At 73.4% G+C, this 13,638-nt stretch carries 16 protein-coding genes; 7 read left to right on the top strand and 9 right to left on the bottom strand.

Features of this window, described 5'->3' with window-relative positions:
• Nucleotides 1–126: 126 nt before the first annotated feature.
• On the bottom strand, nucleotides 127–804 hold the full coding sequence (locus AB0E05_RS13920; protein ID WP_361963044.1) for a DUF305 domain-containing protein: 678 nt from the start codon (nucleotides 802–804) through the stop codon (nucleotides 127–129).
• 167 nt (nucleotides 805–971) lie between these two features.
• Nucleotides 972–1,433 carry a DUF6153 family protein gene (locus AB0E05_RS13915; protein ID WP_361962773.1) on the bottom strand — a complete coding sequence of 154 codons (462 nt, stop codon included), beginning with the start codon at nucleotides 1,431–1,433 and terminating at the stop codon, nucleotides 972–974.
• A gap of 71 nt (nucleotides 1,434–1,504) precedes the next feature.
• On the opposite strand from AB0E05_RS13915, the gene AB0E05_RS13910 reads away from it, so the two are divergent.
• From AB0E05_RS13910 to AB0E05_RS13900, 3 genes are read left to right on the top strand one after another with little or no spacing between them, the layout of a single operon-like run.
• Nucleotides 1,505–2,113: a hypothetical protein gene (locus AB0E05_RS13910; RefSeq protein WP_361962771.1), complete on the top strand. Its 609-nt coding sequence runs from the start codon at nucleotides 1,505–1,507 to the stop codon at nucleotides 2,111–2,113.
• The gene (locus AB0E05_RS13905) at nucleotides 2,097–2,465 is read left to right on the top strand and encodes a BlaI/MecI/CopY family transcriptional regulator (RefSeq protein ID WP_361962769.1); all 369 of its coding nucleotides are present in this window, start codon (nucleotides 2,097–2,099) and stop codon (nucleotides 2,463–2,465) included. The genes AB0E05_RS13910 and AB0E05_RS13905 overlap by 17 nt, the downstream gene beginning before the upstream one ends.
• Nucleotides 2,462–3,373, top strand: coding sequence for a M56 family metallopeptidase (locus AB0E05_RS13900; RefSeq protein ID WP_361962767.1), 912 nt, complete (start codon nucleotides 2,462–2,464; stop codon nucleotides 3,371–3,373). Before AB0E05_RS13905 ends, AB0E05_RS13900 begins: the two co-directional genes overlap by 4 nt.
• Nucleotides 3,374–3,567: 194 nt before the next feature.
• On the opposite strand, the gene AB0E05_RS13895 is transcribed toward AB0E05_RS13900, so the two are convergent.
• Nucleotides 3,568–4,254 carry a TetR family transcriptional regulator gene (locus AB0E05_RS13895; RefSeq protein WP_361962765.1) on the bottom strand — a complete coding sequence of 229 codons (687 nt, stop codon included), beginning with the start codon at nucleotides 4,252–4,254 and terminating at the stop codon, nucleotides 3,568–3,570.
• Between the two features lie 178 nt (nucleotides 4,255–4,432).
• The gene (locus AB0E05_RS13890; RefSeq protein ID WP_361962763.1) at nucleotides 4,433–4,876 is read right to left on the bottom strand and encodes an ATP-binding protein; all 444 of its coding nucleotides are present in this window, start codon (nucleotides 4,874–4,876) and stop codon (nucleotides 4,433–4,435) included.
• A gap of 334 nt (nucleotides 4,877–5,210) precedes the next feature.
• On the opposite strand from AB0E05_RS13890, the gene AB0E05_RS13885 reads away from it, so the two are divergent.
• The 3 genes from AB0E05_RS13885 to AB0E05_RS13875 all read left to right on the top strand — a co-directional run bounded on the left by AB0E05_RS13885 (nucleotide 5,211) and on the right by AB0E05_RS13875 (nucleotide 7,247).
• Entirely contained in the window at nucleotides 5,211–6,080 is an 870-nt protein-coding gene (locus AB0E05_RS13885) for a helix-turn-helix transcriptional regulator (protein WP_361962761.1), read from the top strand.
• Complete coding sequence (locus tag AB0E05_RS13880) at nucleotides 6,077–6,307, top strand: DUF397 domain-containing protein (RefSeq protein WP_361962760.1); 231 nt, start codon at nucleotides 6,077–6,079, stop codon at nucleotides 6,305–6,307. Before AB0E05_RS13885 ends, AB0E05_RS13880 begins: the two co-directional genes overlap by 4 nt.
• A 136-nt stretch (nucleotides 6,308–6,443) precedes the next feature.
• Nucleotides 6,444–7,247 (top strand): SAM-dependent methyltransferase, encoded by an 804-nt coding sequence (locus AB0E05_RS13875; protein ID WP_361962758.1) that lies wholly within the window; start codon nucleotides 6,444–6,446, stop codon nucleotides 7,245–7,247.
• Between the two features lie 31 nt (nucleotides 7,248–7,278).
• On the opposite strand, the gene AB0E05_RS13870 is transcribed toward AB0E05_RS13875, so the two are convergent.
• Nucleotides 7,279–7,968, bottom strand: a complete 690-nt coding sequence (locus AB0E05_RS13870) for an HAD family phosphatase (RefSeq protein WP_361962756.1) — start codon at nucleotides 7,966–7,968, stop codon at nucleotides 7,279–7,281.
• Nucleotides 7,969–8,325: 357 nt separating this feature from the next.
• Here AB0E05_RS13870 and AB0E05_RS13865 point away from each other — a divergent pair, with 357 nt between their 5' ends.
• A complete protein-coding gene (locus AB0E05_RS13865) occupies nucleotides 8,326–9,375 on the top strand; it encodes a lactonase family protein (RefSeq protein ID WP_361962754.1) in 1,050 nt (349 codons plus the stop codon).
• 136 nt (nucleotides 9,376–9,511) lie between these two features.
• On the opposite strand, the gene AB0E05_RS13860 is transcribed toward AB0E05_RS13865, so the two are convergent.
• The 4 genes from AB0E05_RS13860 to AB0E05_RS13845 form a co-directional block, all read right to left on the bottom strand.
• Entirely contained in the window at nucleotides 9,512–10,543 is a 1,032-nt protein-coding gene (locus tag AB0E05_RS13860) for a hypothetical protein (RefSeq protein WP_361962752.1), read from the bottom strand.
• A gap of 107 nt (nucleotides 10,544–10,650) precedes the next feature.
• Nucleotides 10,651–11,697, bottom strand: a complete 1,047-nt coding sequence (locus tag AB0E05_RS13855) for a BadF/BadG/BcrA/BcrD ATPase family protein (RefSeq protein WP_361962750.1) — start codon at nucleotides 11,695–11,697, stop codon at nucleotides 10,651–10,653.
• Nucleotides 11,694–12,356, bottom strand: a complete 663-nt coding sequence (locus AB0E05_RS13850; protein WP_361963042.1) for a uracil-DNA glycosylase — start codon at nucleotides 12,354–12,356, stop codon at nucleotides 11,694–11,696. Before AB0E05_RS13850 ends, AB0E05_RS13855 begins: the two co-directional genes overlap by 4 nt.
• A 130-nt stretch (nucleotides 12,357–12,486) precedes the next feature.
• On the bottom strand, nucleotides 12,487–13,572 hold the full coding sequence (locus AB0E05_RS13845) for an exo-alpha-sialidase (RefSeq protein WP_361962748.1): 1,086 nt from the start codon (nucleotides 13,570–13,572) through the stop codon (nucleotides 12,487–12,489).
• Between the last annotated feature and the right edge of the window lie 66 nt (nucleotides 13,573–13,638).

Here is a 13,638-nt window from a genome sequence, read left to right as displayed (position 1 = left end):
TCAGGTCGTGGAGTGTGAGCGGGGAAGGGTGCGGAGCGGTGCGGAGGCGTACGCGGAGGTACGGACGGCGCACCGGCACGCGCCGGGCCGCGCGGCGGGGGCCCGGCGCCCGGTGCGCCCGCGCGGTCAGAGCCGCTTGAGGATCGCGTTGAACTCGTCGACCTCGGCCTGCTGGCCCTTGACGACCTCGCCGGCGAGCTTCTTCGCCGTGGCGTTCTTGCCGTTCTTCTGCTCGTCCTCGGCCATGGTGATCGCGCCCTCGTGGTGCTTGACCATGAGCTGTGCGAACAGCGTGTCGAAGGTCTTGCCCTTCGCGGCCTTGAGGGCGGCCATGTCCTCGTCGGTCATCATGCCGTCCATGCCGGCGTCGCCCGACGAGCCCGAGCCGTGGTCCATGCCCGGCATCGAGCCGCCGGACTCCGGCTTGCCCCAGGCCGCGAGCCAGGACTTCATCTTCTGGATCTCGGGGTCCTGCGCCCCCGCGATCTGCTCGGCGAGCTTGATGACCTGCGCGTCCTGCGCCCGGTCCTTCGCCAGCGCGGACATCTCCAGGGCCTGCTCGTGGTGCGGGATCATCATCTGCGCGAACATCACGTCGGCGTCGTTGAAGGCGCCCGGCGCGGGGTTGTCGCCCGGCTGCGCGCCCGCGGAGACGGTGGAGTCCTTCTTGCCGTGGTCCATGTCGCCCATGTCGTCGTCGTTGCCGCAGGCGGCGAGCAGGAGCCCGGCCGCCGCCACGGCGGCGACCAGCGCGCCGCGTCGGACCACTCGGCGTCCCCGGGCGGGGGACGGCGACGGCGTCATGGCGGCGTGCTTCTCTTCGTGCTTGTCAGCGTGCTTCTCGGTCACGTCACTTACCTCGTGCGGTGATCTCCGATCGGCCCTTGCTTCGGGACGTCCGATCGGAATGTCGGACAGGTCGTACGAACGCGGTGTGCGGGCACGCCACAGCGGCCCGCGACGGGTACGGCCTAGATCCGCAGGATCGACAGCGAGGAGAGGTCGGGGCCGCGCGGCGGCGGGCCCCGCAGGGGAGCGACGGGGACGCCCGTGCGCCGGCGCGGGGAACGGTCCCCGCTGCGGACGAGGGCGGCCTTGAGGAGGGCGGCGAGGATCCAGGTCCCGAGCACCGCCATGCAGAGGGAGAGCATGTCCATCGCCATGCCGGAGCCGGCCGCGTCGTGGTCGCCACCGGCGTCCTGGACGGCCGGCACCTGCGATGCGGCGGAGTGCGTTCCGTCGAAGACGGTCGACACGGCGAGCACGGTGGATGTGCTGGACGTGGCCGCCATCCGGTCGCCGCCGTGGGACGCGCCGGACTCGGCGTCGGGGTGCCCCACGGTGTGCATCGCGAAGATGCCTAGCGCGAGCACGACCAACAGCAGATGTCCCCAGACACCCGCTGTCTTGATCGTCTTGCTCGTACGCGCCACGTGACCTCCGCACCCGACGATACAGAAGGGCGCCCCCCGGTGCTTCAGCCGCCCAGCTTCTACTAAGCTTCTTGGCGTTGTCGACGAAGGAGGGCGCGATGGGCTCGGGAGCCGCGATGGGTTTGGGGTCGTGGAAGCCGCGGCAGTGGGCCGTGGCGGTGGTCGTGGCCGTGCTCGCCGCGGTGGCGATCGGGGTGCCGACCGGTGTCGTCCCGTCGTCCCTCTACACCCGGATGACCCCCGTCGTCTGGTGGAACTATCCGGTGTGGGCGGGCAGCTCGATCCTGATGGGCCTGCTCGTCGCCACCTACGCGGGCGGCTCGACCTCCCGGGCCGCGCCCCGGCCGCGCGGGGCCCGGGCGATCGCCGCGGGCGTGCTCTCGGTCTTCGCCGTCGGCTGCCCCGTCTGCAACAAGCTGGTGGTGCTGGCGCTCGGGATGAGCGGGGCGATGACGTACTGGGCGCCCGCGCAGCCGGTCCTCGCGGTCGCCTCCCTCGCGCTGCTGGCCCACGCGCTGGTGCGCCGGCTGCGCACCGCGGACGCCTGTGCCGTTCCCGCGCCGGCCCCCGCCCCCTCCGACGGCCCGGCCGCCACCGGTGCGACCACTACGATGAGCAGCCTGGACGGCGGGGGTGTCGAGGCCGCCGACGAAGGGAGTGGGCGTGCGACAGCTGGGTGACCTGGAGGCGGAGATCATGGACCGCCTCTGGAACTGGGGGCGTCCGGCCACCGCCCGGGAGGTCCGCGACGACCTCAACAGGAAGCGCCCCATCGCCTACAGCACCGTGAAGACGGTCGCCGACATCCTCTTCACCAAGGGCATGCTCACCCGCGAGAAGGAGGGCCGGGCCTGGCTGTACCGGGCCACCTGCACCCGCCAGCAGTACACCGCCGCCCGCATGCAGGACGCCCTGGAGGGCAACCCCGACCCGGCCGGCGTGCTCCTCAGCTTCGTGGAGCAGATCTCCGCCGACGAGGTGCAGGCCCTGCGCTCCGCGCTGCGCGCCGCCAAGCGGCGGAGCGGTTCGTGATCACGGCCGCGGCGCTCGCCGGGTACGCGGTGCTGGTCGGGGCCGCCGTCCCGTACGCGCTCGCCGGCGCCCGCTGGGCGCATCGCGCGCCGACCGTCGCCGTACTGGCCTGGCAGGGCCTGATGCTCACCTTCGTGGTGGCGACCGCGCTGTCCGTGTACCACCTGGTGCTGGTCGAGCAGCACGTGCACGAGGGCCTGGTGGGGCTGTTGTCCGCCTGCGGGCTGGCCGCGGACGCCCAGCCCGTGGACTCCCCGGCCTCCCTCGCCGACGTCGGCCTGCTGATGGCCCCGCTGACGATCCTGGCACTGCCGTTCGGCTGGCTGGCGTGGACGGCGTGGCAGGCCGGCCGGGAGCGGCGGCGCCACGCCGACCTGCTGACCGTGATCGGCTCGGACGCCTCCGAGTACGGGGTGACCGTCGTCGAGCACGAAGCGCCCGCGGTCTACTGCCTGCCCGGGCGCGCCCGTCGGATCGTCGTGACCCGCGGTGCGCTGGAACGGCTGACGGAGGAGCAGCTGCGGGCCGTGCTGGAACACGAGAAGGCCCACATCCGCGGCCGGCACCACCTCGTCCAGGTCGCCACGAAGGCGTTCGCCCGCGCCTTCCCCGGGCTGCCGCTCGCCCGGCACGCCCACGAGCAGACCGCGCTGCTGCTGGAGATGATCGCGGACGACCGGGCGCTGCGGCTGCACTCGCGCGACGCCCTGGCCACCGCCATGTGCGAGGTCGCGGCGGGGCGGGCGCCGCGGACCGCGCTGGGGGCGGGCGGCTCGGGGGTCCTGATCAGGCTCCGCCGCATCCTCACCCCGCAGGACCGCCCCCGCCGGCTCACCTGGATCGGGGTGCTCGTCGCCTCGGTGGCGGCGCCGTTCCTGCCGCTGTTGGTGGCCTGCGGCCCCGTCTGAGCCGGTGGCCGGGGGAGACGGGCCGGGGTCGAGCCGGGGGCCCTCCCGCTTCCTGTTGGCCGGGCACGGGGTTTGCTTCGGCCCGGGAGGGTCCCCGGTGGCGAGGTGCCATGGAGATCCTAGCGTTAAACCACTAAGCGGTATAGCAGTCGCGTGCGTCCGTCGGACGGGACCGGACGGCCCGGCGGAGAGCGTCAGGGGGCGTCGAAGAGGGCGGTGGCCATCGTGACGAGCCGCTCGACCGCCGTCGCGCGCTCCGCGGCCGTCGCCGGCTCCTTCGCGGCGGGCGACGAGAGGTCGTCGAGCGCGCCGGTCTGATGCAGGGCCAGCAGCCCCACCAGCGTGCGGTAGCGGAAGGCGACCTCGTCCGGCGCCAGCGCGGGCAGGGCCGCGCCCAGCGCTGTCAGACAGCGCCCCTCGACCGGGCTGACCTCGTCCGCGAAGACGCGCCGTACGGCCGGTTCCGGCTCGAACATCACCCGCCCCAGGAAGCGGGCCACCTCGCCCTGCCCCTCATGTCCGCTCGTCAGGCTCGCGCCGGTCTCGGTGAAGATCCGCACCACGTCCCGCGCCCGCGGTCGACCCCCGTCGGCGAGGAGCCGGTCGAGCCGCTGCTCCCGCTCGGTGTTGACGGGCGCCATGGCGCGGCTGACCACCGCGCGCAACAGGCCCTCCTTGGAGCCGAAGTGGTAGTTGACCGCGGCGATGTTCGCACCCGCGGCCTCCGTCACCGCGCGCAGCGACGTCGCCGCGTAGCCGCGCTCGCCGAAGAGCCGGACCGCGGCGTCGAGGATGCGCTCGCGGGTGTCCCTGCGGGCAGGGCCGGCGGAGTCGCCCGTGGAGGTGCGCCTTGCGGCGCAGTCGGAGGGGACGCGGGTCATGCCCTCATTTAAAACGTCCGCTTCAAACGTGGCAAGGTGCCGTCGACCGAAGTGTCCCGCGTACGCGAAGGGGGTCCGCACCACCGGGCGCGGCCCGCCCCCGACTTCACGGAGTGATGGGGGAGCGGGCTTCGGGGAGCGCTCGTACGTCTTCTCCGTCGTTCGGTCGGCGCGTCGGTCAGCGCGCCGCCACCACCGCCCACACGACCGAACCCGGCCCGTGGTCCCGGCGCCGCATCCCCCAGTCCTTGGACAGCCGGGCCACCAGGTGCAGGCCCCGGCCGCACTCGTCGTCGGGCGAAGCCGCCCGGGGCCGGATCAGCGCCGGCGCGTGCCCCCGGTCCTCCACCTCTATGCGCACCGCGTTCTGCTCCAACCGCACCCGGCAGCGGAACTGGATCCCCGCGGTGTGCCGGATCGCATTGGTGGCCAACTCGCTGACCAGCAGCTTCACTGAGTGCCGAACGTCCTCGTCGCACTGGATGCGGCTGTCCAGGTACGTCGCGGCCAAGCGGCGGGCGATGGAGACCGAACGGTGGTCCGACGGCAAGTCGAACAGGCACGTACTGACGGTGTCGTCGTTCGGTGGGCGCAGGGACGGGAAGTCTGCGGCGGTCGTCACGGGCAGTCCTATCGGTGGGGGCACTCCCAGCCCAGGACGACGACCGGAGAGGGTGGACGCCGTCCTCGCGGTGTCTTCGCGCGCACCGCGAAGGAGTAGGGGACCGCTCCGGAGCTGCGCCCCCGTCGTGGTGAGCGACCAGGGGCGTCGCCGCGTCTCGAACACGTCGGCCGGTCAGCCGCGTGAGCCGAGTCACTGCGCCAACTATGGACCGGGTCAAGGGAGTTGGCAAGCGACACTCTGCACGGTGCACTGTGAGGTGTGTGTCCTGTGCAGGCTCTTGCTCGCATGGCACACTGCACCCCGTGAACCGGTGTTCGAGAGGGGCCGTGAGGTGAGTGAGCCGAGGTCGGCCCCCACGGTGTTGCAGATGGTCCTGGGCAGACGGCTGTTGCAGCTCAGGCAGGCGTCCGGGCTCTCGGCGCAGGAGGTGGGCGGGCGACTGCGGCAGTCCCACACCACCATCACGCGCATGGAGCGCGCCGAGGTCGCCCTGAAGTGGCTGACCGTCAAGGCGCTGCTGGAGATCTACGGCGTGGTGGACGAGGAGGCCGGCGAGTTCCTGGAGCTGACCGAGAAGGCCAACGTCTCCGGCTGGTGGCAGGGCTATCGCGACGTGCTGCCGAACTGGTTCGGCGTGCACGTCAGCCTGGAGAGCGGCGCCCGCAGGATCCGCGCGTACGAGCCGCACGTCGTGCCCGGCCTGCTCCAGACCCCCGACTACGCGCGGTGCGTGCTGAGCCTCGGACTGCCCAGGGCCGCACCGGAGGTGGTGGTGCGTCAGATCGCCCTGCGCCAGGAGCGCCAGGCGCTGCTGACGCGGACCGATCCGGAGCCGCCGCAGTTCTGGGCCATCGTCGACGAAACGGTTCTCCGGCGTCCCGTCGGACCGTCGGACGTGATGCGCGCCCAGTTCGAGCACCTCCTCGACGTGGCGGAACTCCCCTCCGTGACCCTCCAGGTGGCCCCGTTCACCGCGGGGTTGCACCCCGGCGGGTTCGGCCCCTTCTCCGTCTTCCGGTTCGAGGTCCCGGAACTCCCCGACGTCGTGGGCATCGACGGCCTCAGCAGGGCGACGTACAGCGAGGATCCGGTCGAGGTCGCGCTCTACCGCGAGGTACTCGACCAGATGAGCACATACGCACTGTCGAGGAGGGACACCCTGCGCTTCCTCGACGTCATTCGCAAGGAGCTAGACCCATGAGCCACGTCAGCCAGGCGGACGTCACCCTCGGCGCGCACGCGTGGAGGAAGCCCTGGAGCGGCAGCAACGGCGGCAACTGCGTCGAGGTGAAGCAACTCGGCAACGACCGGGTGGCCGTGCGCCACTCCCAGGACCCCGACGGGCCCGCCCTGATCTTCGCCGCCCGCGACATCGCCGAGGTCGTCGAAGGCGTGAAGAACGGCGACGCGGACTTCCTGCTCGTTTGACCGGCGCCGGCCCGGGCACATGCCCGATCCGGCCCTGCGTTCCCACCACCCCAGCATCCGCGGGCACCCGCGCCACCGCTGCACGACGCCCGCACACGTTTTCCCACGGCCACGAGCGACGACGGAGGACCCCGCGATGACCGACACCGGGTACGGCACGGACGGCGTGCACACCGGGAAGGCCCACTCGGCCCGGATGTACGACTACTTCCTCAACGGCAAGGACCACTACCCGGTCGACGCCGCGGCGGCCGAGCAGGTGCTGAAGGTGCTGCCCGACGGCCGGCGCCTCGCCCGGGCCAACCGGGGCTTCATGCGCCGCGCGGCACGGCACCTCGCCCGGCAGGGGATCCGCCAGTTCCTCGACGTCGGCACCGGCATCCCGACCGAGCCCAACCTCCACCAGGTCGTCCAGGAGATCACCCCCGACGCGCGCATCGTCTACGTCGACAACGACCCGGTCGTCCTCCGGCACGCCGAGGCCCTGCTGCGCGGTACCCCGGCCGGCCGCACCGAGTACGTCCAGGCGGACGTGCGGGAGCCGGCGAAGATCGTGGCCGAGGCCCGGGAGGTGCTGGACTTCAGGGAGCCGGTCGCCCTGTCCCTGATCGCCCTGCTGCACTTCCTGCCCGACGAGGCCGATCCGCAGGAGGCGTTGCGCACCCTGCTGGAGCCGCTGCCTCCCGGGAGCGCACTGATGCTCGCCCACGGGACGGGCGACTTCGATCCGGAGGCCCTCGGGCGCGTCACCGAGATCTACCGCGCCAGCGGCATGTCGCTCCGGCTGCGCAGCCGTACGGAGGTCCACGCGCTGTTCGAGGGGCTGGAGTTGGCCGAGCCCGGCGTCGTGCCGTTGGAGGAGTGGGACCTGGAGCCCGAGGGCGCCGGTGCGGACACCGCGGGGGTGCCGGTGTACGTCGGGGTGGCGCACAAGGCCTGACGCCCAGGGGCGGCCGGGGCGTCAGGCGCGGTCAGGGTCGCTGCCCGCGCAGCCAGTCGTACGCCGCCCGCGCCGTGAACTCGCCCTGGCCGCCCCGGTACAGCAGGCTCGCCGTGCCGAACGCCGGGTCGTCCACCGTCGCCGCCACGTACGGGACGGCGATGCAGCGCATCCCCGCGGCGTGCGCGGCGGCGGCGCCGGGCGGTGCGTCCTCCAACACCACGCACTGCCCGGGCGCGGCCCCCAGTCGGCGGGCCGCCTCCAGGAAGACGTCGGGCTCGGGCTTCCCCCGTGCCACCTCCTCCGCGGAGACGACCGTCGGAATCAGGGCGTCCAGCCCCGTTCCCGACAGGACCGCGTCGATCGCCGCGGGCGAGGAGCCGGAGGCCACCGCCATCGGCACCCCGTCCCCGGCCAACAACTCCACGAACGCCCGCATCTGCGGGTACACCTCGGTAGCGGTCCTGGCCAACTCCACGTAGTGACGGTTCTTGCCCGCCAGCAGCTCCTCGACCGGCGCCTCGATGCCGTGCTCGGCACGCAGCGTCTGGAGCGTCTCGCGCGTCCCGATGCCGATGAAGTCCGTGTGCCGCTCCCAGGTGAAGCCCGTGACTCCGTACTCGGCCAGGACCCTGCGCCCCGCCTCGTAGTAGTTGGGCTCGCTGTCCACCAGCGTGCCGTCCAGATCGAAGATGACCGACAGGGTGCGTGCATGGCTCATGCATCCAGGATGCCAGCAGTCGCGTCACGAGGGGCGCCGGCACCGTCGCGAGAGTGATGTCCCACCCGCACCACCGGCCCATGTCCGTCGCAGTGTTCACGCTGGTGAGCGCGCGATCGCGTATGTGCGCCCCCGGCGCGCTACGCCCCGGCACCCGGCCTCCGCGCCGCTGACCAGCGGCCCGTCCCTCCTGCCCGCGATCGGCGCGCAGACAACCTGCTACCGGAGGGTAGATCCCCGCTTCCGCGGGTAAGCACAGCGAATCCGCCGGCGTGCGCCGCTGCATACAGACAGTTGGTCTAGACCGCTGCTACCGTCGGGCCGGGCAACAACAGCATCAGTGGGAGGGACACCGCCGTGGGCGACCAGAGCACGGGACGGGCATTCATCGGATCGTTCACCTCGGCGGGAGGCCGCGGCATCCTCGCCGTCTCCGTCGACGGCGCGACTGGTGCCCTGACCGAGACCGGGGCGAGCGACGCGATCGCCGACCCCTCCTACCTCGCCCTGGCGCGGATCGCCGGCCAGCCCGTCCTGTACGCGGTGTCCGAGACCGCGGAAGGCGCCGTCGCGGCCTTCGACGTCCGCGGCGCCTCCCCGCGCCAGCACGGCGCCCGGGTCCCCGTCTGCGGCGCCGGACCCACCCACCTGACCGTCTTCGACGATCACCTGCTGACGGCGAACTACAGCTCCGGCAGCATCAGCGTGCTCCCCCTCGACGACGAGGGCCGCCCCGAGCCCGTCAGCGGCGTGCTCCAGCACGAGGGCTCCGGCCCCGACCCGGACCGCCAGCGCGGGCCGCACGCCCACCAGGTCCTCGCCGACCCCTCCGGCCGCTGGGTCCTCGGCGTGGACCTCGGGACGGACACCGTGCACGTGTGCACCCTCGACGCGAAGGCGGGCGAGTTGACCGTGCACGGCGAGACGTCGCTGCGCCCCGGCACCGGCCCGCGCCACCTCGCCTTCCACCCGGCCGGGACCCACGCCTACGTGCTCAACGAGCTCCAGCCCACGCTCACCGTGTGCCGCTGGGACGGCGCGACGGGCCGGCTGGACCCGGTCGGGGAGGTGCCGGTGGTGCCCGAGGGCGTCACACCGCGCACGTACCCCTCCGAGGTCGTCGTCTCGCCCGACGGATCCCATCTGTGGGTCGCCAACCGCGGTCACGACAGCATCGCCGTCCTCGCGGTGGACGCGAACCGGGAGCGGGTGGAACTCACCACCACGGTCCCCTGCGGCGGCCACTGGCCGCGTGACCTGAAGCTCGACCCCGCGGGCCGAAGGCTGTACGTCGCCAACGAACGGTCCGGGAACGTCACGTGGTTCGACGTGGCCCCCGGCAGCGGGGTGCCGCGACGGGCGGGCTCCCTGGACGCCCCCGCGGCCTCCTGCGTCGTCTTCGCCTGAGCCGTACGGCACGCGCTGTGGTGCGGCGCGTGCCAAGGCCCCGGCCGGTCGGCGAGGTGACCGGCCGGCGGCGGCCCGGCGACGGCGTGCGGCGCGGCGGACATCCGTCGAAGCCGGCGCTCGCCCTGCCCTCCGCTCAGCGCAGGGGCGAGCCCTGCGGCTGCGGCGTGATGCCCAGCGTCGTCGTGTACTGCGACAGCACCAGCTTGCCGATGGCCGGATAGGCGCCCAGCGCCTCGGACGCCGGCGCGCCCGCCTCCTTGAGCGCCGTCTCCAGCAGCCCGTCGGGCAGTTCGGGCCCGATCAGGTACGGGGCAACGGCCAGCTGGCCGGAGCCGGAGGCACGCAACTGCTCGGCCGTCGCGGCGACCGAGCCCGCCTCGTCGAGCGCCGCGGCCATCACCGGCACCGCCAGCCGGGCCGCGAGCAGCATGCCCGTGATCCCGGCGGCCCGCACCGCCTCGTCGCCGCCGACGGTGGCCAGGATGATGCCGTCCGCCGCCGTGGCGACGGTGAACAGCCGCGCGCGGTCCGCCCGGGCCAGCCCCGCCTCCGACAGTCGTACGTGGACGGCTTCGGCGAGCAGCGGGTGCGGCCCCAGCACCTGGGTGAGCTCCACCGCGGCACCGCTGGCGTCGACGGCCTGCTGGATCCGCGCCATCAGGGCCGCGTCCGGGCCGGCGAGCAGCGGGACCACGACGGCGGACGGGCCCTCGGGCGCAGGCACCTCACGGCCGGCGGCCGTGGCGATCTCGTACCGCTCGGTGCGCAGCGCGGCCGTACGGGCCAACACGCTGGTCAGGGACGGCCCGGCGGAGGCGTCCGCGCCACCGGGGGCAGCAACGGGGTTTGCGTCCGCAACGGTTGCCTCGACGCCTTCGACGCCCTCAACGGGAGCGCCGAAGGGCTCGGCAACGGGCGGCTGGGGGTCGACGCCGTCCAAGTAGCCGATGCCGACCTCCAGGCCGGGCAGCTCCGAACGCGCGATGCTTATGACCTCTTCGGCCAGTCCCCGCGTCGCGGCTGTGGGAGCGCCGGGTACGGCGAGCACCAGCGCGGGTGCGCCCTCGGGCGCCGCCACGGGCTCCGGGCGGCGGTGGCGTCCGGACTGGCGGGGACGCGGCATTCGTACAGGCAGGCCGGGTGCTGGCCCAGTGGGGGAGCTCATGGCGCCGCATGCTACTGGTTTTGTCGGCGCGGCTGTTCGGGGAGGGGGGCGTCCGGCGTCATCTGTCCGTTTTTATCCGCTGCAGTGGGTGAAAAGGGTGGCGCGTCTCATCTGCCCCGCTCTGCCGGTGCGTCCGTCGGTACGTGCAGCAGTGCGGGATCGGTCGGGAGTCGCAGGGAGCCGTCGGCGAGCGCGGCGGCGATCGACACCGAACCGGCCAGCGGGTCGCCGACGGCCGGAACGAGCCGTGCCGCGGGCAACTGAGCCGCCATCTGCTCACGCAGCGGTACGACCAGGGGATCGCCCATCGCAAACAGACCGCCCGTCAGGGCCACGTCCACACCGTCGCCTTGCGCGGCGCCCTGCTGCGCGGGCGGGCACACGGCCGCCGCCGCCTCCACGAGGTGCCCGGCCGCCCGCGTGAGGACCTGGGTCGCCACCGGGTCGCCCTCGACCGCGCACCGCGCGACGTGCGGCGCGAACGACGCCAGCACGGCCGGCCGGTCCGTCCGCGGGTACAAGTGCCCCGGCAGCCCGGTCACCGGCCCCCACACCGACTCTGCGGCGGCCAGCAAGGCCGTCGAGCCGCCGCGGCGGCCGTCGTGGGCGCGCATCGCCGCCTCCAGCCCGGCGCGGCCGATCCACGCACCGCTGCCGCAGTCGCCCAGCAGATGGCCCCACCCGTCCGCCCGGCGCCACCCGGACAGATCCGTTCCGAGTGCGATCACTCCCGTGCCCGCCGCGACGACCGCGCCGGGGCGCTGGCCGAGCGCGCCCGCGTACGCCGTCACGGCGTCCGCGGCGAGCGCGAGACGGCGCACCCCCAGCGCGGTGGCGAGCGCCCCGGGCAGCTCCGTGCGCAACTGCCCGCCGAGCGTCGCCATCCCGGCCGCGCCGACGGCCACGGCCGCCACCACGGCGCCGGGACCGGTGCCCTGCACCTCGCGCCCGGTCCGTACGAACAGGGCCCGCACCATCGGCAGCACGAGTTCCAGCAGATGCTGCGCGTCGATGCCCGCGGGGCCCGTGCGCACGGGGGTGCGGGCCTCGACGACCTCTGGAGCACCGGGGCCGGCCGCGTCGGCGAGGGCCACCCGCACTCCGGAGCCGCCCGAGTCCACCCCGACGACCAGACGGGCGGGCGGGGTGCTCACGGCAGCTGCCAGTCGATCGGCTGTGCCCCCTGCTTCTCCAGGAACTCGTTGACCCGGCTGAACGGGCGCGAGCCGAAGAAACCGCGGTCCGCCGACATGGGGGAGGGATGGGCCGACTCGATCGCCGGGAAGTCCCCCAGCAGCGGGCGCAGATTGCGGGCGTCACGCCCCCACAGCACCGACACCAGCGGGGTGCCGCGGGCCACGAGCGACCGGATCGCCTGCTCGGTGACCTCCTCCCAGCCCTTGCCGCGGTGCGCGGCCGGCTTGCGCGGCGCGGTGGTCAGCGAGCGGTTGAGCAACAGCACGCCCTGACGCGCCCAGGGCGTCAGATCGCCGTTCGAAGGCCGCGGGTGCCCCAGGTCCTTGTGCATCTCCCAGAAGATGTTGTCCAGGCTCTTGGGCACCGGCTGGACGTCGGGGGCCACGGAGAAGCTGAGCCCCACCGCGTGCCCCGGGGTGGGGTAGGGGTCCTGACCGACGATCAGGACGCGCACCTCGTCGAAGGGCTGCTGGAAGGCGCGCAGGACGTGCTGCCCCGCCGGGAGGTACGTGCGCCCCGCCCCGATCTCCCCGCGGAGGAAGTCCCCCATCGCGGCGATGCGTTCCTCCACCGGCTCCAGGGCCTGCGCCCAGCCGGGTTCGACAATTTCCTTCAAAGGCCGTCGCGCTGTCACGAAGCGTCACTCTACTGGTCCAACGGCGTCGGTCCGCACGTCCGCCGACGATCACCGCCGACGGCCGCGGGACCGCTGTTGACGCGATGCCCTGGGGCATCGCGCGGACCGCTCACTCCACCACCGCCGCCCGTACGCACAGCACGTCGGGCAGATGGGAGGCGATGAGCTGCCAGGACTCGCCGTCGTCGGCGCTGGCGTACACCTCGCCGTTGCGATTGCCGAAGTAGACGCCGGCGGGGTCGGCGTCGTCCGTGCGCAGGGCGTCCCGCAGCACCGTCCCGAAGTGGTCGCCCTGCGGCAGCCCGTTGGACAGCCCCTCCCAGCTGGCGCCGGCGTCCTCGGTGCGGAAGACCCGACAGCGGCGCCCGGCCGGCACCCGGTCGCTGTCGGCGGTGATGGGGAAGACGTAGGCGGTGTCCGGGCGGTGCGGATGGGCGGCGACCGCGAAGCCGAAGTCCGACGGCAGCCCTTCGCCGATGTCCGTCCAGTGCGCGCCGGCGTCGTCGCTGCGGTAGACGCCCCAGTGGTTCTGGAGGTAGAGCCGGTCCGGGTCGCCGGCGTCCTGGGCGATCTTGTGGACGCACTGGCCGAACTCGGGGTGCGGATCGGGCAGGAAGACGGCGGACACTCCGTCGTTCGACGGGGACCAGCTGTCACCGCCGTCCTGCGAGCGGAACACGCCGGCCGTCGACACCGCGACCGTCACCGCGCTCGGGTCCCGGTGGTCCGTCACCACCGTGTGCACCGCCTCCCCGCCGCCGCCCGGCTCCCACCGCGACCGCGTCGGGTGCTCCCACAGGGGCCGCACGAAGTCGAAACTCTCGCCGCGGTCGGTGGAGCGGAACAGGGCGGCGGGCTCCGTGCCCGCGTACACCACGTCAGGATCGGCGGCGGAGGCCGGATGGAGCTGCCACACCCGCTCCAGGGAGGCGCCGGTGTCCTTGGGGAAGGCGACCGCCGGGCGGGACGGCTCGACCCAGGTGGCCCCCAGGTCGTCGGAGTGGAACACGGACGGGCCCCAGTGCGCGCTGTCCCCGCCCACGAGCAGCCGGGGCACGTCCCGCCGTCGGTCGATCGCGACCGAGTACACGGCCTGGGCGGGGAAGTGAGGTCCGTCGAACTCCCACGCGCCGCCCCTGCGACGGCCGATGAAGAGTCCCTTGCGTGTGCCGACGGTCAGCAGAACGGCGGTCATGGCCCCTACCTCCAGGACGTCGTTGTCGCGGATACGGGCCAGTCTGCACCCGACCACTGACAACGG

Source organism: Streptomyces sp. NPDC048057 (assembly GCF_040653095.1).
Classification (GTDB): Bacteria; Actinomycetota; Actinomycetes; order Streptomycetales; family Streptomycetaceae; genus Streptomyces.
Note: the sequence above shows the minus strand (reverse complement) of the source record. Positions and strands in the feature narration are given on the sequence as shown.